The organism is Clavibacter sp. CT19 (assembly GCF_027858075.1).
GTDB classification, from domain to species: domain Bacteria; phylum Actinomycetota; class Actinomycetes; order Actinomycetales; family Microbacteriaceae; genus Clavibacter; species Clavibacter tessellarius_A.
Genome location: NZ_JAQHYR010000012.1, coordinates 87,769 through 106,231 on the forward strand (window position 1 = coordinate 87,769; position 18,463 = coordinate 106,231).

Here is an 18,463-nt window from a genome sequence, read left to right on the forward strand (position 1 = left end):
GAGCGGTGCCGAACTCCTACCGCGTGTAAGGCTCCGCCCGTGTCCAGAATCTCGCCGATCATGCTTGCCTCGATTGCTACCGTCTCTCCTATCGTCGCGTCCGTCAGCGGTCGTCGTCACTTCGCGGCGGGACACCGGCCCACTGTGACGAACTCGTCCTCCTGGGAAGGCCGCGCGGCATGACCGGGCAGACCAGCGGCAACGGCTGGAGGATCGATCCCGACACGGTGAGGACCGTCCTCACCGCCACGCGCAATGACCTGTCCGGGCTGGACACCGCCAAGGCGGCAGTCACGAAGGCCATCGAAGGTGCCTCTGCTGTCGTCGGACCCAAGACAGCGGCAGCGCTCGCCCTCATCAGCGGGAATCCTCTCCTGTCCCAGATCGCCGCGGTCGACTCCGCAGTGGGCAAGGTCATCGACCAGACGCAGCTCGCCCTTGACGCCTACACCCAAGGCGACGACGAGATGGCCACCAACCTCTCCCAGGGGGCGGGCCGATGACGTCATCCGACCCCGCGGACCGGCTGTCGGACATACCGAGCGCGGCCGATGTCGAGACTGCGGCTGCCGCCTTCGACAAGATCGGCGCGGCGATGGACGAGGCCATGCAGTCAATCACCCGCTCATGGTCAGGCCTCTCGGCTGTCGACGTATTCGACACCCCTGACTCCGCACGACTATTCGATGCCCTCTCCTCCGCGCAGACGCTCTCGAGGACCCTTGGTGAGGATGCTGCCGCGGCGAAAGCGGCGCTCCTCGCCTATTCGACGTCTCTCGCCGACCTGCCGGCCAAGCGCAAGGAGGCGGCGGATTCCCTGGCGGCGGACAAATCATCCGAGGTTGCCACCGCGATTCCGCTCGCCCCGGGCATCATCGACGGATTCAACAACGAAGTCGACCATGCCGACGAGGAATGTGCAGAGGCTCTGCTCAAGCTGACGCGATACGCAGGCGATGCGCTCGTGGATGCGGTGCAGGGGATCGGCGAGACGCTGGAGCAGCCGGCCCTGAAGCTCGGGATCGATGGTGGTACGGACCTCATTAAGGATTCGCCGAAGGTCAAAGACGCATTTCACGCCGTGACGGACTTATTGGGGATCACGGAACAAGACGGCAACCACACTGCGGAGCCAGTCGTCGACGGCGCGCAACCTGCCTCTGAGCGTCTGACTGCGGCGGGCGACGAGGCCCTGGGTAGGCGTGTCGCCGAAGTCGGTGCTGCGGGGGAAGGAATCGCCCGAGGCTTAGGGGCCGCAGGCGTGCTGGTATCGGGTGCGGCGGCATTCGCCAATACGTACGACCACGATGAGGCGGAACATCCCGACTGGAATCCTACCGAGCGGGCCACACACGCGACGACGCATGCTGCGGTAGTTGCGGTAGGAGGAGTGGCGGGCAGCATAGTCGGCGGCGAGATAGGCACAGTCGCCGGAGAAGGCCTGGGCGCTGTGGTCGGCAGTGCAGTCTTTCCTCCGCTGGGTACCGTGGTCGGTGCGGAGATCGGTGGTTTCCTCGGCGGCCTTGCCGGAGGATATATCGGCGATAAAATAGGATCGACTTCAGGAGAGGGCTTCACCAACTTCGTTGATCACTTCTTCGGATGACGCGCGCGAGGCGATACGGCTACTTGAGTACTGAGAAAGCGATGAAATGACAGAGGACTGGACGGGCATCGAGACCCCGTGGCTGCACATGGAGATGCCCCCGACGTGGGAGAGGCTGCCGTCAGATGATGACCGCGCCGTCGCCATCGCGAACCCGAGCACGCCCGACGAGGGATTCCGGGCGAACGTCATCGTCGTGGTGCGCGCCTCGACGGAGACCGTGATCCAGCTCGGCGCGCGGAGCATCGCGGAGGGCCTGGTGTACCCGGGCTGGTCGCACGTGGTCTCGGACTCCGAATGGCGGCGTCCCGACACGACCGGGCGCGTGGTGAACTTCGTCCATGAGACCGCCGGGAGGTGCGTCGCCGTGACGCGCTCCGCGCTGGTCACCGGCTCGCACGTCCTCGAGGTGACGGCGAGCTGCGACATCGTCGACCGCTTGCGCTTCGAGGATCTGTTCAAGACGATCGCGCGCACTGCGCGAGTGGCGGTGCAGGCATGACCGACATCAGGCTGGACGAAGAGGCCGTGGCGCGCGGCGACGGCAGGCCGTTCGAGCTGGTCACCCGCGTCGCCGGGATGCAGCCGTACCCGGCCAGCTCGATCCTGCTCAGCCCGGCGGCCTGGGAGAAGCTGTGGTCGATCCGCAGGCGCGGGATCTTCGCGCGTCTCGGCGGCGACCCCGCGGAGGTGGCGGAGCTGTCCCGTGCGGGTCTGCTCGACCGGAGGGGTGGCCTGTCGGTGGCGAGCGAGGACCTCTTGCGTGTCCGCGCAACCGCGGTCCTCAACTTCGGCGGCACGGCAGACGCGCACGGCAAGCGGCGCACCTTCACCGGGTGGTACGTCGGCCGTGAAGCGCTCGTCGCCGCGGAGATCCCTCAAGAAGACGGATCGACGGTCATGTCCATCCACCGCACGACCTTCTCCGCGTCGCTGGGCCTGCTCATCTCGTGGCTCCGGATCGGGCCGGCATGGACCTTCGGCCATGACATCGGCGACGGCACGCACGATGCCGCTGCGGTGAAGCAGCGCATCGATGCGGCGCCGGATGACGAGATCCCGCTTCCCTCGGATGCCAGCCAGAGCACGACGCGAGCATGGCGCGCGGGCGAGTGGACCAGCTACTACGTCGGGTCTCCCGCCGCGGACATGGCGTTCCACCGGATCCGGACCGGAGAGGTCGGCTGGTTCAAGCCGGAGGAGCTGCCGGACGGCCGCGTCAGGCTGGCACCCGAGTCACCCCTCGACGTCATGCGCGACGTCGTCGGCCTGTTCCTGCAGGCGGTGCGCGCGACGCGCTGACGGAGGCCGGTTCATTCGCGCTGGCGGCGGCATCGCGACTCGGGCATCCATGACGTTGCAGGTCGGAGTGAGTGCACAAGGTGAGGGGAACCGGATGTCCACCCACGATGAAGCCCTGACGCCGGATTGGGCGACGGTCGAGAGCGCGCTGGCGACGGTCGAGATCCCCGACTTCTGGGAGGCTCTGCCCTCCGAGGACGACCGTGTGCTCACGGTCGCCGAGCGCACCGGCCGGAAGAGCACCTTCCGGGCGAACATCGTGGTGGTAGTGCGCCCTTCCATCGAGACGGTGGAGCAGCTGGGTGCGCGTTCGGTCGCCGAGGCGCTGGCGCTCCCGGGCTGGTCCCATGTCGTGGCCGACAAGGAGTGGCTGTACCCGGGGCTCACGGGGCGCTACGTCAAGTTCCTCTACGAGGCGTCCGGGGTGTGCGTGGAGGTCACGCGCCGAGCTCTCGTCACCGAAACCCAGGTGATGGAGGTCACCGCCAGCTGCGACGTCATGGACACGCTGCAGTTCGAGGTCGTGTTCAGCCGGATATCGCGCACCGCACAGCTGAAGGGCATCGCATGATCGACATCGCATTGGATGACGAGGCGAGCTCCCAGAACGAGGGCAAGCCCTTCGAGCAGCTCGTCGGCGTCGCGTCCCAGCAGCCTTTCCCGCTCGGCGAGATGCGGATGAGCCGCGCTGCCTGGGATCAGTTGTGGCTCATCAGGCGACGCGGCATCTTCGCCCGGGTCGGACGAGCCCCGGGCGTGACCGACGAGCTCCGCGCCCTCGGCCTCCTCGATCGACTCGGCGGGCTGACCCCCGCGGGAGAGGGTCTGCTGCGCGTCCGTGCGACCGCGAAGATCGTGTTCGGGGTGCTCGCGGACACCGGCCGACGACGCCGGATCCTCAACAGCTGGTACTCCGGCAGGGAGGCCTTGGTCGTCGCCGAGCTCCCCCTTCCCGACGGCTCCACCGTCATGTCCATCCACTCCACGACCATGTCGGCGTCCTTCGGCCTCCTCATCTCCTGGATGCGCATCGGTCCCGCGTGGGCCTTCCCCCACGGAGAAGGGCGGGGCGAGTTCGACGCTGACCTAATCACCCACCGCATCGACGCGGCGCCCGGCAACGAGCCGGCAGTCCCCGAAGGCGCGAGCGGGATGACCGCCCGAGCCTGGGCTGCCGGGGAGTGGACCCGATACACCGTCGCCTCGCCCCAGGCCGGCATCAAGTACGAGGCCATCCGGACAGGCGACGTCGGCTGGTTCCAGCCGGAGGACCTGCCGGACGGACGCGTGCGACTCGCCGTCGTGTCCGGCACCGATGTGATGCGGAGCGCCCTCGAGCTGTTCTTCGACACCATGGCCGCTCTCCGCAGGTGAGGCCGCGGCAAGAGCGCGCTCGGGTGACGCGTGGACCAGTCGCGGAGCACCTCTCGGACCGCTCGAGCGCGCGCTAGCCTCACGGATGTGACACCCGAACCGCGCGACACCCCCACCCGCACCGGCCTCCTCGCGGCGATCGGCGCCTACGGTCTCTGGGGCGTCCTGCCGGTCTTCTTCCTCCTGCTGGTGCCGGCGGGCGCGTTCGAGATCGTCGGCTGGCGGATCCTCTTCTCGCTCGTCGTGTGCGCCCTGGTCATCACGCTCGCGCGGCGGTGGCCGCACCTGGTCGCCATCGCGCGGCAGCCGCGGCTCCTGTTCGGCCTCGCCCTCGCCGGGCACCTGATCCTCGTCAACTGGACCGTCTACGTGTACGGCACGCTGTCCGGCCACGTGGTCGAGACCGCGCTCGGCTACTTCATCAACCCGATCGTCACGGTGCTGCTCGGCGTGATCCTCCTGCGCGAGCGCCTGCGTCCGCTGCAGTGGGCGGCGGTCGGCCTGTCCGCGGTCGCGGTGGCGGTCATCGCGATCGGCTACGGGCAGCTGCCGTGGGTGTCGCTCGCGCTCGCCGGGTCCTTCGGCCTCTACGGGCTCGTGAAGAAGCGCGTCAGCGGGGGAGCGGACGCGCTCTCCGGCCTCGCGCTCGAGACCGCGTGGCTCGTCCCCGCGGCGACGGTGATGCTCGTGATCACGGGCGCGGGCGCCGGCCTCACCATCGGCACGGTCTCGCTCGGGCACACGCTGCTCCTCGTCAGCACGGGCGTGGTCACCGCGGGCCCGCTCCTCCTGTTCGGCTTCGCCGCGGGCCGGCTCCCGCTCTCCGTCATCGGCCTCACGCAGTACCTGGCGCCGCTGCTGCAGTTCGCGTTCGGGGTGTTCGTGCTGCACGAGGCGATGCCGCCCGAGCGCTGGGCCGGCTTCGCGATCGTGTGGGCGGCGCTCGTGCTGCTCACCGTCGACATGCTCCGGGCGTCGCGCCGGCCGAGCGCGGCGTCGGCGCCCATCCGGAGGGATTCGGCGGTCGTCGACCGCATCTGATGCGGATCCCGTCGCGCATCGCGCGAACGGTAACGATCCGGTCGCGTTACACGACGGAAATGCCGATGCATTGTGCCCGTCTCATCCGCGCCCTAGGGTCGCACCAGGCGAGGCGCGCATTCGCGGGCCTCATGCACCACATTCCCGAGCATCACCACACACATCCATAAGGAGCACCATGAGCGCATTCGGCAGGGTCTCATCCTCCCGCTCACGATCTGCCCGCACAGCCCTCAGCGCGGTGACCATCGCGGTCGCCGGCGCCCTCGTCCTCGCCGGCTGCTCCGGCGGCGGCGGCAGCGGCGGCACCACCGCGAGCGGCGACCTGGACCTCAAGATCGGCACGATCCTGCCGCAGACGGGCTCCCTCGCCGTGCTCGGCCCGCCCGAGATCGCGGGCGTCGGGCTCGCCGAGAAGGACATCAACGATGCCAAGGCCGGCATCCAGGTGACCGTCACCGACAAGGACTCGGGCGACACCACGACCGACATCGCCAGCCAGTCGGCCACCTCGCTCATCGCGGACGGCAACAGCGCCATCATCGGCGCGGCGTCCTCTGGCGTCTCGAAGACCTTCATCGACCAGGTGACCCAGGCCGGCGTCGTCCAGCTGTCGCCCGCGAACACCTCGCCCGACTTCTCGACCTACAAGGACGACGGATACTTCTGGCGCACCGCCCCCTCGGACGTGCTCCAGGGCCGCATCCTCGGCAACAAGATCCTGAAGGACGGCAAGACCAACGTCTCGATCCTCTACATGAACGACGCCTACGGCACGGGCCTCGAGGCGAACATCAAGAAGACGCTCGAGGACAACGGCGCCACCATCGCGGCCGAGCAGGTGTTCGAGCCGTCCGCGACGGACTTCAACAGCGCCATCACGTCCGTGCTCGCGCCGAACCCCGACGCGCTCGTCGTGATCTCGTTCGACGAGGTCAAGACCATCGCCGACCAGCTCGCGTCGAAGGGCTTCGACTTCAACAAGTTCTACGGCACGGACGGGAACTACGGCATCATCACCGAGGCCGACACCAACGTCGACATCGCGGGTGCGCAGTTCACGAACCCCGGCGTCGAGGCCAAGGAGGACTTCCAGTCCCGCCTCCAGGACATGGTGAAGGCCGAAGGCGACCCCGCCCTCACGGTCTTCAGCTACTCGGCCGAGTCGTACGACGGCACCGTGCTCCTCGCGCTCGCCGCTCTCCAGGGCAAGAGCACCGACGGCGCGACGCTGAAGGCCAACCTGAAGTCGGTCTCCGAGGGCGGCACCAAGTGCGAGTCGTTCGCCGACTGCGCGAAGCTCATCAAGGAGGGCACCGACATCGACTACGACGGCCTCTCCGGCCCGATCACGTTCGATGACAACGGCGACCCGACCGAGGCGTACGTCTCCGTCTACAAGTACGGCCAGGGCAACACGCGCACCTTCTCCGAGCAGGTCTACGGCAAGCTGAACTAGCACCCGCACCACGCACTGCTGAGGGCCCGGTCCGCATGGACCGGGCCCTCCGGCGTGCTCGGGGTGGAGCCGAGGCCCCGCGGGCGTGCGGCGGCGTCCACCACGGCGATCGCGGGATCACCCACCGGCCCGCGCGCCTCGCCGTCGACGTGCTCCCGCTCCCCGCCCCGCCCCCGACACGACGACGCGGCACCCCCGGAGGGATGCCGCGTCGCGTGGTGCGGGAGGGCGGATCAGGGCTGGGGCGCCGCCTTCGCCTTCTCCTGGTCGGCCGCGAGGGTGCCGAGGTACAGCTCGATGACCTTCGGGTCGTTCATGAGCTCGCGCCCACGACCCTCGTACGCGTCCTTGCCCTGGTCGAGGACGTAGCCGCGGTCGCAGATCTGCAGCGCGCGGCGGGCGTTCTGCTCCACGATCATCACGGAGACGCCCGCGCGGTTGATCTGCGCGACGTTGATGAACGTCTCGTCCTGGCGCACGGGGGAGAGGCCCGCCGACGGCTCGTCGAGGAGCAGCACCGTCGGGTCCATCATCAGCGCGCGCGACATGGCGACCATCTGGCGCTCGCCGCCGGAGAGGGATCCGGCGCGCTGCTTCAGCCGCTTGCCGAGCTCCGGGAACAGGTCGGTGACGAACGCCAGCCGCTCCTTGTACATCTTGGGCTTCTGGTAGGCGCCCATCTGCAGGTTCTCGTCGATGGTGAGGGTGGGGAACACGTTGTTGTTCTGCGGCACCATGCCGACGCCCCGCGAGACGAGCTTGTCGGCCTTGAGCCCGGTGATGTCCTGGCCGTTCAGCTCGATGCTGCCGCCGCGCACGTCCACCTGGCCGAAGATCGCCTTGAGGAGCGTGGACTTGCCGGCGCCGTTCGGGCCGATGATGCCGACGAGCTCGCCCTTGTCGACGTGCACGTTGCATCCGTTGAGGATGTTGACGCCGGGCAGGTAGCCCGCGTGGAGGTCGGTGGTCTGGAGGACCCGCTCTGTCGTCACTTCTCTGCCGCTTCCTTCTCGATCTCGTCCTTGACGAGGTCGGACTCCATGTCCTTCGCCACCTCGCGCTGGCCCGTGAGCGTGCCGAGGTCGGTGTCGTGGTGAGCGCCGAGGTAGGCGTCGATGACGGCCGGGTCGCTCATCACCGTCGAGGGCGGGCCCTCGGCGACGATGCGGCCCTCGGCCATGACGACCACCCAGTCGGCGATCTCGTTGACCATGTGCATGTCGTGCTCGACGAACAGCACGGTCATGCCCTCGGTCTTGAGGTCGAGGATGTGGTGGAGCAGCGACTGCGTGAGCGCCGGGTTCACGCCGGCCATGGGCTCGTCGAGCATCACCAGCTCGGGCTCGGTCATGAGCGCGCGGGCCATCTCGAGGAGCTTCCGCTGGCCGCCGGAGAGGCTGGCCGCGTAGTCCTCCTCCTTGGCGTCGAGCTTGAACTTCTTCAGGAGCCCGCGGGCGCGCTCCGTGATCGCGTCCTCCTTCGTGCGCCACAGCGGGCGGATCAGCGCGGAGAAGAAGTTCTCGCCGCCCTGGCCGGTGGCGCCGAGGCGCATGTTCTCCAGCACGGTCATGCCGCCGAGGGCCTTGGTGAGCTGGAAGGTGCGCACCATGCCGAGGCGGGCCACGCGGAACGCGCTCATCCCGGCGAGGTCCCTGCCGGAGAACTCCCACGTGCCGGTGTTCGGCTTGTCGAAGCCGGTCAGCAGGTTGAAGAACGTGGTCTTGCCGGCGCCGTTCGGGCCGATGAGCGCGGTGATGGAGCCGCGCGGGATCTCCAGGTGCTCCACGTCGACCGCCGTGAGGCCGCCGAACTGGCGGCTGACGCCGTGCGCGACGATGATCGGGTCCTTCTTGGCGCAGCCGGGCCCGGCGTCGCCGTCGAGGATGGCCGAGACCGGGGTCTTGTCAGGCAAAGTGCGTCTCCTTCTTCTTCCCGAAGATGCCCTGTGGTCGGAAGATCACGAGCAGCATGAGCGCGACGCCCACGATGATGAAGCGGATCGGGCCCTGCTGGGTGCTCGAGATGGGCAGCCAGCCGTTGGTGACCGCGAGGCTGAGCAGGCCGTCCGAGAGCGACAGCGTGACCCAGAAGATGATCGAGCCGATGACGGGGCCGAAGATGGTCGCGGCGCCGCCCAGCAGCATGATCGTGTAGAGGAAGAACGTGAGCTGCGTGCCGTAGTTGTCGGGCTGCAGCGACCTCGGGAGGATGAAGACCACGCCCGCGAGCCCGCCGAACACGCCGCCGAGCACGAGCGCCTGCATCTTGTAGGAGTACACGTTCTTGCCGAGCGCGCGGACGGCGTCCTCGTCCTCGCGCACGCCCTTCAGCACGCGGCCCCAGGGGCTGCGCATGAGGAGGAACACGAGGAGGCAGGCGATGCCCACGAGGCCCCAGCCGACGATGCGGATCCACCACTGGTCGGAGGAGTACGTGAGCACGCCGGCGCCGAAGCGGCCCTCGGGCAGCGGGTTCAGCTCGTTGAAGCCGACGGCCGCGCCGTTGATGCCCTCGGAGCCGCCCGTGACGTCCGAGAACTCGGGTGTCTTGACGCTCAACCGGATGATCTCCGCGGCCGCGATGGTCACGATGCTGAGGTAGTCCGCCCGCAGCCGCAGCGTCGGGATGCCGAGGATGAGCGCGAACACGGTCGACGCCAGGATGGCCATGAGGAGGGACGCCCACACGGGCCAGCCGTAGATGACCGCAGTGACGGCGAACGCGTATCCGCCGATGGCCATGAACCCGGCCTGTCCGAAGTTGAGCAGTCCCGTGAAGCCGAAGTGCACCACGAGGCCGACCGTCGCGAGCGCGTACGCCGCGGTGGTGGGCGAGAAGATCTCGCCGATCGCCAGGAAGATGAAGTTGGTGTTCATGCGCGGCTAACCGATCCGATCTTTCCGGCCCAGGATGCCCTGGGGCCTGATGAGCAGGATGACGATCATGACCACGAGCGCGGCCACGTACTTCATGTTCTCGGGCAGGACCATGGTGCTGACGTTGATGAACACGCCGATCACGATCGAGCCGATGAGGGCGCCGAACGCCGTCCCGAGCCCGCCGAGCACGACGGCGGAGAAGACGAGCAGCAGGATGGACGCGCCCGTGTCCCAGCGCAGCGACTGGTAGTAGGCGATGAAGACGCCCGACAGCGCGGCGAGGGCGGCGCCGCCGACCCAGACCACGCGGATCACACGCTCCACGTCGATGCCGGACGCGGCCGCGAGCGAGCGGTTGTCGGAGACGGCGCGGGTGGCCTTGCCGATCTTCGTGTAGAGCAGCACGTACGCGACCGCCAGGAGCAGCACGATCGAGACGATCGCGCCGGCGACGTCGGTGAACTTGAGGCTCACCGGCCCGACCACGAGGAACGGCGCGGGGCTGTTGGGGAGCGTCAGGCGGTCGGCGCCGAAGATGAACTGGAAGAGGTAGCGCAGGGCGAGCGAGAGGCCTATGGTGACGATCATCAGCGGCACGAGCCCGAGGCTCCGCTTCCGCAGCGGCTTCCAGATGAGCCAGTCCTGCGCGTACCCGAACGCCCCGCCGAGGACCACCGTGATCGCGATCGCGAGCACGGGGTTGAGCCCGAGCAGGTTGCTGAAGAGGTACGCCATCAGCGCGCCGAAGGTGACGAGCTCGCCGTGCGCGAAGTTGTTGAGGCCCGTGGTGCCGTAGATGAGGGAGAGCCCGATGGCCGCGAGGGCGAGGAGGAGGCCGAAGATGAGGCCGGTCACCACCTTGGGCCAGAAGATCTTCCAGAAGTTGTTCTGGGTCACGGGCTCCGCGGTGCCGGAGACCGCGCCGGTCTCGGTGTCCGGCGCGGCCGTCTCGCCCCCGGTGGGGGTGGACGCGCCGGCCCCGGCGCTCGCGCTCGGCGCGGGGGTCGACCCGCCGGAGCCGCCCGCCGCCGCGTCGGGCGAGACGAAGAAGAAGGCCGGGACGCCCTTGTTGCCCGGGGAGACGTCGATCTCGCGCGGGCTCGAGCCGGCGCGGGGGACGCCGGCGCCCTGCGGGATGGTCGACTCGTCGACCTGGACGGTGAACGACCCCGGCGCGGCGAGCCCGACCTCGGCCTTGCCGTCGGCGCCGGTGACGCCCGTGGTCTCGACGCCGCCGCCGGTCACCGTGACGGTGACGCCGGCGATGCCCGTCTTGTCGGCGTCGGCCCGCACCCAGACGAGCAGCGACTGCTCGGCGGTGGCCGGGTCGACCGCCTGCGGTGCCCCGCGCGGATCCGCGTGGGCGCCGGCCGGGGCCGAGAGGACGAGCGCGGCGCAGGCGAACGCCACCGCGAGAATCAGGGCCCAGACGCGCTGCGCGCGCGCTCCGGCCGAACCAGTGGCTATCACTAGACCTCCATGGGGGGAGCCGGCGGATGGTGAGATCCGCGCAGGCGCCGCGACTACCGTCAGGACGACGTTGGTTGACAGTACGTGCTGATTATGTCCTGGATGTTTCAGCCGTGTGCCGCGTGGCGGCGTGCTACGGCGGGAATGCGCACCGGCTACGGCGGTTAACATCGACACACCGGTTGCCGACGCGGTCCCCCGGCCCCACCACCCGCCTCTCATCCCCCCTGGAGGGAACTTGGATCAGTCCGACCCGTTCGGCGTCATCGGCCTCACCTACGACGACGTCATGCTCCTGCCGGGGCACACCGACGTCATCCCGAGCGAGGCGGACACCACCTCCCGGCTGACGCGCAACATCAGCGTCGCCGCCCCCCTCCTCTCCTCCGCCATGGACACCGTCACCGAGGCGCGCATGGCCATCGCGATGGCGCGCCAGGGCGGCCTCGGCGTGATCCACCGCAACCTCTCCATCGAGGACCAGGCCGCCTTCGTCGACAAGGTGAAGCGCAGCGAGTCGGGCATGATCACCAACCCCGTCACCACGCGCCCCGACGCCACGGTCGCCGAGGTCGACGCGCTCTGCGGCCAGTTCCGCGTCTCCGGCCTCCCGGTCGTGGAGTCGGACGGCACGCTCGTCGGCATAATCACGAACCGCGACATGCGCTTCGTGTCGCCCGTGCAGGCGGCGACCACCCTCGTGCGCGACGTCATGACCCGCACGCCGCTCATCACCGGCCGCGTCGGCATCGACCCGGACCACGCCATCGCGATCTTCGCGGAGCACAAGATCGAGAAGCTCCCGCTCGTCGACGACGCGGGCAAGCTGCGCGGCCTCATCACGGTCAAGGACTTCGACAAGTCGGAGCAGTACCCCGACGCGACGAAGGACGCCGAGGGGCGCCTCCGCGTCGGCGCGGCCATCGGGTTCTTCGGGGATGCCTGGCAGCGCGGCATGGCCCTCGTGGACGCGGGCGTCGACGTGCTCGTCGTGGACACGGCCAACGGCGACAGCAAGGGCGTGCTCGACATCATCCGCCGCCTCAAGTCCGACCCCGCGTCGGCGCACGTCGACGTGATCGGCGGCAACGTCGCCACGCGCTCGGGTGCCCAGGCGCTCATCGACGCGGGCGCCGACGCGATCAAGGTGGGTGTCGGCCCCGGATCCATCTGCACCACGCGCGTCGTCGCGGGCGTGGGCGTGCCGCAGGTCACCGCGGTCTACGAGGCGTCGCTGGCGGCGCGCGCGGCGGGCATCCCCGTCATCGCCGACGGCGGGCTGCAGTACTCGGGCGACATCGCGAAGGCGCTCGTCGCCGGCGCGGACACCGTCATGCTCGGCAGCCTCCTCGCCGGCTGCGACGAGAGCCCCGGCGACCTCATGTTCGTCGGCGGCAAGCAGTTCAAGAGCTACCGCGGCATGGGCTCGCTCGGCGCCCTGCAGACGCGCGGATCCAAGACCTCGTACTCGAAGGACCGCTACTTCCAGTCCGACGTGCCGAGCGACGACAAGCTCATCCCCGAGGGCATCGAGGGCCAGGTGCCCTACCGCGGGTCCCTCGCGAACGTGGTGTACCAGCTCACGGGCGGCCTCCGGCAGTCGATGTTCTACGTCGGCGCCCGCACGGTCGGCGAGCTGAAGGACCGCGGCCGCTTCGTGCGGATCACGGCGGCGGGGCTCAAGGAGTCGCACCCGCACGACGTGCAGATGGTCGTCGAGGCGCCCAACTACCGGCGCTGACGCGGGAACGGGGCGGGAGCCGCTCGGGTCCCGCGCGGCCGAGGAGGGGCCGGTGCATCGTGCGCCGGCCCCTCCTCCGCGTCCCGGGCCTCCCTCACAGGCGACGGGCGGCCACGCGCGTCCGGCGCGTCCTCGACGAGCGGCCCACCGCATCGGCGACGCGGCGACACTGCCCGCATGCCCTCGCATCCGCCCTCCTGCTGCCCGCCTCCCCCTCCACCCGTCCCCGGCCTCCGCGCGTGGGCGCTCGGTCCGCCCGGTGTGGTCCTGATCCTCTCGGGGCCCCCGGCGGCGGCTCCGGCAGCAGGCGCGGGCACGGCGGTCGCCGCGGTCGAGGAACGCGCCGAGGCCGCCACGGTGGCGCGTGCCGAGGCGCGCGGCGAGCTCGTGCGGCTGCGCGCCGGCGTGCACGTGGACCGGCGAGCGTGGGAGGCGGTGTCGGCGCGGGAGCGGCACCTCCTGCGCATCCGCGCGCTGGCCCGCGTCTCGACGACGCCCGTGGTGCTGGGCGGGGCGTCGGCGGCGGCCGTGCACGACCTGCCGCGCATCGCGCCCTGGCCCGCGCTCGTGACGCTGCTCGACGCGCCGGGCACGTCCCCGGGCCGCCGGGCCGGCACGCGCGTCGTGCGGGACCCGGCGGAGGGGCGGTCCCCGCTGGTAACCGTCGCCGACGCAGTCCGCGCGCCGGGCCTGGCCGCCGCCGCGCTCGCCGCCTCCCACGACGCGGCGATGGAGGCGGTGCGTTCCGCCGCTCCCCGCGGTCCCGGCTGGTTCGCCCACGGGCTCGTCGCGCTGGATGCCGCGCTCGCCGCGGGACGCCCCGCGCCCTGCAGCCGATCCGCTCTCGACGCCGAGCGCGCTCTCCGCGGGCCCGGCCCCTGGAGCCGGCGGTCCGAGGCGCTCGTCGCCGCGGCGGACGGGGCGTCGGCGTCCGCCGTCGAGTCGATCGCCCGGGGGATCGCCCACGAGGCCGGGCTCCCCGTCCCCCTGGTGGCGCCGCACGCGCCCGGGCACGGTCGTCTCGCCCTGGCGTGGTCGCGCGAGCGGGTGGCTCTGCGGATCCTCGGCGGGTCCCCTCGCGACGCTCCGACGGCCGCGCCGGCGACGGGGCCGACGGGCGACTCGGAGGGATCGGACGGCGGCTGGCGCGTCATCGAGGTCGCCGAGCGCGACGTCCTGGGGGCAGGGCGCCTGAGGGCGCTCCTCCTCCACGCCGGCCTCGAGCCGGAGCGGCGGTCCGCGCCCGCCGGGGTCCCGGGTGGTCGCGGCGGCCCGGCCGACGACCGGCCGCGCAGGAGCCCGCCGCTAGGCTGTGGGGGTGAGTGATGTAGAGATCGGCCGCGCCAAGCGCGCCCGCCGCGTGTACGCGTTCGACGACATCGCCATCGTCCCGTCGAGGCGCACGCGCGACCCGCAGGACGTCGCGGTCTCGTGGTCCATCGACGCGTACCAGTTCGAGATCCCGATCCTCGCGGCGCCCATGGACTCCGTGGTCTCCCCGACCACGGCCATCGCGATGGGCCGCTTCGGCGGCGTCGGCGTCCTCGACCTCGAGGGCCTCTGGACCCGGTACGAGCACCCCGAGCGGCTGCTCGAGGAGATCCGCTCGCTCCCGCCCGAGTCGGCCACCGCGCGCATGCAGCAGATCTACGCCGAGCCGATCAAGCCCGAGCTCATCACCGCGCGCATCGCCGAGATCCGCGCGGCCGGCGTCGTCGTCGCCGCCGCGCTCTCGCCCCAGCGCACCGCCGACCACTACGAGACGGTCGTCGCAGCGGGCGTCGACCTCTTCGTCATCCGCGGCACCACCGTCTCCGCCGAGCACGTCTCCAAGGGCGCGGCGCCGCTCAACCTCAAGAAGTTCATCTACGAGCTCGATGTGCCCGTCATCGTCGGGGGCGCGGCCACCTACACGGCGGCCCTGCACCTCATGCGCACGGGCGCGGCCGGCGTGCTCGTCGGGTTCGGCGGGGGAGCGGCGTCCACCACCCGGTCCACCCTCGGGATCCACGCGCCCATGGCTACCGCGCTCTCCGACGTCGCCGGCGCTCGCCGCGACTACATGGACGAGTCCGGCGGCCGCTACGTGCACGTCATCGCGGACGGCGGTCTCGGCAGCTCGGGCGACATCGTCAAGGCCATCGCGGTCGGCGCCGACGCGGTCATGCTCGGGAGCACGCTCGCCCGCGCCACCGATGCGCCCGGCCAGGGCTACCACTGGGGCGCCGAGGCGCACCACTCCGAGCTCCCGCGCGGGCACCGCGTGCGGGTCGACCAGGTGGCGCCCCTCGAGCAGATCCTCTACGGCCCGTCCACCACGGCCGACGGGAGCGCCAACCTGGTCGGCGCGCTCCGTCGTGCCATGGCCACCACCGGCTACTCCGACCTCAAGGAGTTCCAGCGCGTCGAGGTCGTCGTCGCGCCGTACGGCAAGTAGCCCGCGTCCGGCCGCCCGGCCGGTCCGGATCGCGCAGGCGGCACGGGAACATGCGGGGCGCGGCCCGCGTTGTGAACCACAGGAAGAGGGAGGTGCGCGCATGGCGGAGGTCCGTCGCGTCAAGCTGCCTGGTGTCGGCGTGCTGCACACCTTCATCACGGACGATGGGGGCAAGGTCGGCGTCATCGCCCACCGCTCCGGCCACAGCGACCTGATCACCTTCTCCGAGGAGCAGGACGGGCCCGACACGCAGAAGGTGTCGCTCCGCCTCAGCGAGGACGAGGCCCACACGCTCGCGGAGCTCCTCGGCGGCACGCGCATCACGGAGTCGCTCGACAAGCTCGACCAGATCCCCGGCCTCAGCATCGACTGGTTCACGGTCGACTACGACGACCACATCGCCGGACAGGCGCTCGGCAACCTCGCGTCCCGCGGCGTCGTCGGCCTCACGGTGGTCGCGGTCGTCCGCGGCGAGTCCGCGAACCCGGCACCGTCCGACGACTTCACCGTCTACCCGGGCGACACGCTCGTGGTGGCCGGATCCCCCGAGAAGGTCGCCAAGGCCTTCGCGTTCTACCGGACGGGCGAGTTCCCGCACCGCCCCGCCTCCGGCTCCGCGCCGGACGGAGGGTAGCGGGTGCATCACGGCCTCGACCTCATCGTCCTCGGCCTGCTGTTCGTCCTCGCCTACGCGTTCGGCCAGCTCGGCAAGCGCATCGGCCTGCCCGCGATCCCCATCTACATGCTCGTCGGGCTCCTCGCGAGCCCGAGCGTGGAGTGGTTCCCGCTCGACTTCGCCTCGGGCGACATCGAGCTCATCGCCGTCTTCGGCCTGATCCTGCTGCTGTTCAACCTGGGCCTCGAGTTCGACCAGGACGAGTTCTTCGGCAACGCCGGGAAGCTCATCGTCTCGGGCGGCTCGTACGTGCTCATCAACATGGGCGTCGGGTTCGCGTTCGGCTTCGCCCTCGGCTGGGGCACGCGCGAGGCGCTCGTCATCGCGGGCATGACGGCGACCTCGTCGAGCGCCATCGTCACGAAGCTCCTCATCGAGCTGAACCGCCTCGCGAACGACGAGACGCCCATGATCCTGGGCGTCACCGTGGTCGAGGACATCTTCATCGCCGTGTACCTCGCCATCGTGTCGGTCGTCCTGAGCGGCCAGACGGAGCCGTGGGCCGTGGTCGGGCAGCTGGCGATCTCGTTCGCGTTCCTCGTGGTCATGTTCACGGTCGCGCGGAAGGGCGGCGCGTTCCTGTCGCGCTTCATGCGCACGCGCGACGTGGAGCTCTTCACGGTGCTGTTCTTCGGCCTCGCGATCCTGTTCGGCGGCATCGGCGAGGTGCTCGGCGTCACGGACGCGATCGGCGCGTTCCTCATCGGCCTCGTGCTCGGGGCGACGCGCATGCGCAACCGCATCGAGCAGATCGCCATCCCGCTCCGCGACGTCTTCGGCGCGTTCTTCTTCCTCAACTTCGGCCTCGCGCTCGACCCGCGGGAGTTCCCCACCGTCCTGATCCCGGTGCTCGTCGCCGTGCTGATGACCGTCGCGCTGAACCTCATCGCCGGCCAGTTCGTCGCCTGGCTGAACGGGCACGGCGCGCAGGCGGGCATCAACACGGCCTTCATCCTGCAGAACCGGGGGGAGTTCGCGCTCATCCTGGCGACGCTCTCGCTCTCGGCGGGGCTCGACGAGCGCATCCAGCCGTTCGCGGGCCTCTACGTCCTCGTGATGGCGATCATGGGGCCGCTGCTCGCCGCCAACTCGGTGCGCATCGGCACGGCCGTGCTGCCCACCCGCTACCGCTCCGCCACCAAGCGGGCCGCCGCCAAGGCCGAGCGCGACGCGGAGCGGGCGGACGCGCTGGCGCTGTTCGAGGCGGCCGAGCGCGGCGAGGCGCGTGGCGACGCGGCCTCCGAGGCGTACGACGACGGCCTCGCGGTGACGGGATCCCGTCCGGGCACGGCCGCCCGCGGCATGGCGCCGGGCACCGGCCCGGAGGCCGACGGCGCCCGCCGACCGACCGCCGCGGCGGTCGGCCCCGACGCCGGTGCGCCCGACGACGACGACGCCGACGGGCACCCCGCCCCCGACCGGCGTCGCGCCGAGCAGGCCGGCCAGCAGTCCGACCACGACACCTGGACACCGCCCACCCGCGAACGGGAACCCGACTACTGATGACGCACGCACCCGAGCCCCGCCCCGGCCCCGCCGCCGGATCCGCGCACCTCGCCGACGAGGCGGACCCCGTTGCTCCCACCGTCGGCCAGGTCGCCCGCCGACCCCGCTTCATCGCGCTGCTCGCGCTGGCGCTCCTCATCGCCGCGGGCTTCGCCGCCCTCGGGCAGTGGCAGCTGGCGCGCGCGGTCGAGTCCGGCGTCGTCATCGAGCGCGACACCGAGACCGCGCTGCCGCTCGGCACGCTCGTCGAGCCGCAGGGCTACGTGACGGACCGGTCGGCGGGTCACCTGGTCACGGTGTCGGGATCCCTGGTGCCCGGCGACTACGTCGTCGTGTCCGACCGCCTCAACGACGGACGCACGGGCGCCTGGGTCGTCGGCCACCTCGCCATCTCGGACGCGGGCGCGCCCGGGGGAGACACCGACGGCGGCCTCCCGGACAGCGTGCCCGTCGCCCTCGGCTGGGCCGCCACGGACGCCGATGCCGCGGGCGTCGCCGCCGCGCTGAACGCGGGCGTCGGCGCGCCGACGGGCGACGCCGAGCTCGTCGGCCGCTTCCTCCCGAGCGAGTCGCCCGAGCCGCCCGGATCCGGCCAGGACCCCGCGCGCATGACGCGCCTCGCCACCTCCGCGCTCGTCAACCTCTGGCCGGGCGACGTGGGCGACGTCTACAACGGCTTCATCGTCGCGTCGACCCCGGTCGCCGGCCTCCAGGCCATCGACTCGCCGCCGCCGAGCGAGGCCGTGCAGCTCAACTGGCTCAACATCTTCTACGCGGCCGAGTGGGCCGTCTTCGCGATCTTCGCCATCGTCATCTGGTACCGCACCGTCCGCGACGCGTGGACGCGCGAGCAGCCCGGCTACCGCGAGGACGACGAGGACGAGGACGACGAGGATCCGCTCCCCGAGGATGCCGACGACGAGGTCTCCGGCGCTCCCCGCCGCGGGAGCCGCGCAGACGCCGACCGGTAGG

The 18,463-nt window shown here is 70.8% G+C and carries 18 protein-coding genes; 14 read left to right on the plus strand and 4 right to left on the minus strand.

Translation table 11 applies throughout. The features are described 5' to 3' along the window. The first annotated feature begins 179 nt into the window (after nt 1–179). From PED38_RS14640 to PED38_RS14675, 8 genes are all read left to right on the plus strand, one after another. Nucleotides 180–503 carry a DUF6507 family protein gene (locus PED38_RS14640; protein ID WP_063070832.1) on the plus strand — a complete coding sequence of 108 codons (324 nt, stop codon included), beginning with the start codon at nt 180–182 and terminating at the stop codon, nt 501–503. Next, nucleotides 500–1,606 (plus strand): hypothetical protein, encoded by a 1,107-nt coding sequence (locus PED38_RS14645; RefSeq protein ID WP_063070833.1) that lies wholly within the window; start codon nt 500–502, stop codon nt 1,604–1,606. The genes PED38_RS14640 and PED38_RS14645 overlap by 4 nt, the downstream gene beginning before the upstream one ends. Nucleotides 1,607–1,652: 46 nt before the next feature. Beyond that, entirely contained in the window at nt 1,653–2,108 is a 456-nt protein-coding gene (locus PED38_RS14650) for a hypothetical protein (RefSeq protein WP_063070834.1), read from the plus strand. Then, on the plus strand, nt 2,105–2,908 hold the full coding sequence (locus PED38_RS14655; RefSeq protein WP_063070835.1) for a hypothetical protein: 804 nt from the start codon (nt 2,105–2,107) through the stop codon (nt 2,906–2,908). The genes PED38_RS14650 and PED38_RS14655 overlap by 4 nt, the downstream gene beginning before the upstream one ends. Before the next feature lie 94 nt (nt 2,909–3,002). After that, nucleotides 3,003–3,479, plus strand: coding sequence for a hypothetical protein (locus PED38_RS14660; RefSeq protein WP_063070836.1), 477 nt, complete (start codon nt 3,003–3,005; stop codon nt 3,477–3,479). Next, nucleotides 3,476–4,282 carry a hypothetical protein gene (locus PED38_RS14665; protein WP_270981787.1) on the plus strand — a complete coding sequence of 269 codons (807 nt, stop codon included), beginning with the start codon at nt 3,476–3,478 and terminating at the stop codon, nt 4,280–4,282. The genes PED38_RS14660 and PED38_RS14665 overlap by 4 nt, the downstream gene beginning before the upstream one ends. An 87-nt stretch (nt 4,283–4,369) precedes the next feature. Continuing rightward, nucleotides 4,370–5,323, plus strand: a complete 954-nt coding sequence (gene rarD / locus PED38_RS14670) for an EamA family transporter RarD (protein ID WP_270981789.1) — start codon at nt 4,370–4,372, stop codon at nt 5,321–5,323. A 241-nt stretch (nt 5,324–5,564) separates the two neighbouring features. Continuing rightward, on the plus strand, nt 5,565–6,782 hold the full coding sequence (locus tag PED38_RS14675) for an ABC transporter substrate-binding protein (RefSeq protein ID WP_270981790.1): 1,218 nt from the start codon (nt 5,565–5,567) through the stop codon (nt 6,780–6,782). A gap of 233 nt (nt 6,783–7,015) precedes the next feature. Here PED38_RS14675 and PED38_RS14680 read toward each other — a convergent pair whose 3' ends face one another. From PED38_RS14680 to PED38_RS14695, 4 genes are read right to left on the minus strand one after another with little or no spacing between them, the layout of a single operon-like run. Beyond that, nucleotides 7,016–7,774: an ABC transporter ATP-binding protein gene (locus PED38_RS14680; RefSeq protein WP_063070840.1), complete on the minus strand. Its 759-nt coding sequence runs from the start codon at nt 7,772–7,774 to the stop codon at nt 7,016–7,018. Then, complete coding sequence (locus tag PED38_RS14685; RefSeq protein WP_063070841.1) at nt 7,771–8,694, minus strand: ABC transporter ATP-binding protein; 924 nt, start codon at nt 8,692–8,694, stop codon at nt 7,771–7,773. Before PED38_RS14685 ends, PED38_RS14680 begins: the two co-directional genes overlap by 4 nt. After that, the gene (locus tag PED38_RS14690; protein ID WP_063070842.1) at nt 8,687–9,658 is read right to left on the minus strand and encodes a branched-chain amino acid ABC transporter permease; all 972 of its coding nucleotides are present in this window, start codon (nt 9,656–9,658) and stop codon (nt 8,687–8,689) included. Before PED38_RS14690 ends, PED38_RS14685 begins: the two co-directional genes overlap by 8 nt. 6 nt (nt 9,659–9,664) lie before the next feature. Next, nucleotides 9,665–11,131, minus strand: a complete 1,467-nt coding sequence (locus PED38_RS14695; protein ID WP_270981791.1) for a branched-chain amino acid ABC transporter permease — start codon at nt 11,129–11,131, stop codon at nt 9,665–9,667. Nucleotides 11,132–11,369: 238 nt separating this feature from the next. Here PED38_RS14695 and guaB point away from each other — a divergent pair, with 238 nt between their 5' ends. The 6 genes from guaB (at nt 11,370) to PED38_RS14725 (ending at nt 18,462) form a co-directional block, all read left to right on the plus strand. Continuing rightward, nucleotides 11,370–12,872 (plus strand): IMP dehydrogenase, encoded by a 1,503-nt coding sequence (gene guaB, locus PED38_RS14700; protein ID WP_063070844.1) that lies wholly within the window; start codon nt 11,370–11,372, stop codon nt 12,870–12,872. 177 nt (nt 12,873–13,049) lie between these two features. Continuing rightward, a complete protein-coding gene (locus PED38_RS14705) occupies nt 13,050–14,198 on the plus strand; it encodes a hypothetical protein (protein ID WP_270981792.1) in 1,149 nt (382 codons plus the stop codon). After that, complete coding sequence (locus PED38_RS14710; RefSeq protein ID WP_063070846.1) at nt 14,191–15,309, plus strand: GuaB3 family IMP dehydrogenase-related protein; 1,119 nt, start codon at nt 14,191–14,193, stop codon at nt 15,307–15,309. The genes PED38_RS14705 and PED38_RS14710 overlap by 8 nt, the downstream gene beginning before the upstream one ends. A gap of 100 nt (nt 15,310–15,409) precedes the next feature. Next, complete coding sequence (locus PED38_RS14715) at nt 15,410–15,943, plus strand: cation:proton antiporter regulatory subunit (protein WP_043668926.1); 534 nt, start codon at nt 15,410–15,412, stop codon at nt 15,941–15,943. A gap of 3 nt (nt 15,944–15,946) precedes the next feature. Next, nucleotides 15,947–17,488 carry a cation:proton antiporter gene (locus PED38_RS14720; protein WP_270981793.1) on the plus strand — a complete coding sequence of 514 codons (1,542 nt, stop codon included), beginning with the start codon at nt 15,947–15,949 and terminating at the stop codon, nt 17,486–17,488. Continuing rightward, nucleotides 17,488–18,462 (plus strand): SURF1 family cytochrome oxidase biogenesis protein, encoded by a 975-nt coding sequence (locus PED38_RS14725; RefSeq protein WP_270981794.1) that lies wholly within the window; start codon nt 17,488–17,490, stop codon nt 18,460–18,462. The genes PED38_RS14720 and PED38_RS14725 overlap by 1 nt, the downstream gene beginning before the upstream one ends. The last annotated feature ends 1 nt before the right edge of the window (nt 18,463 follow it).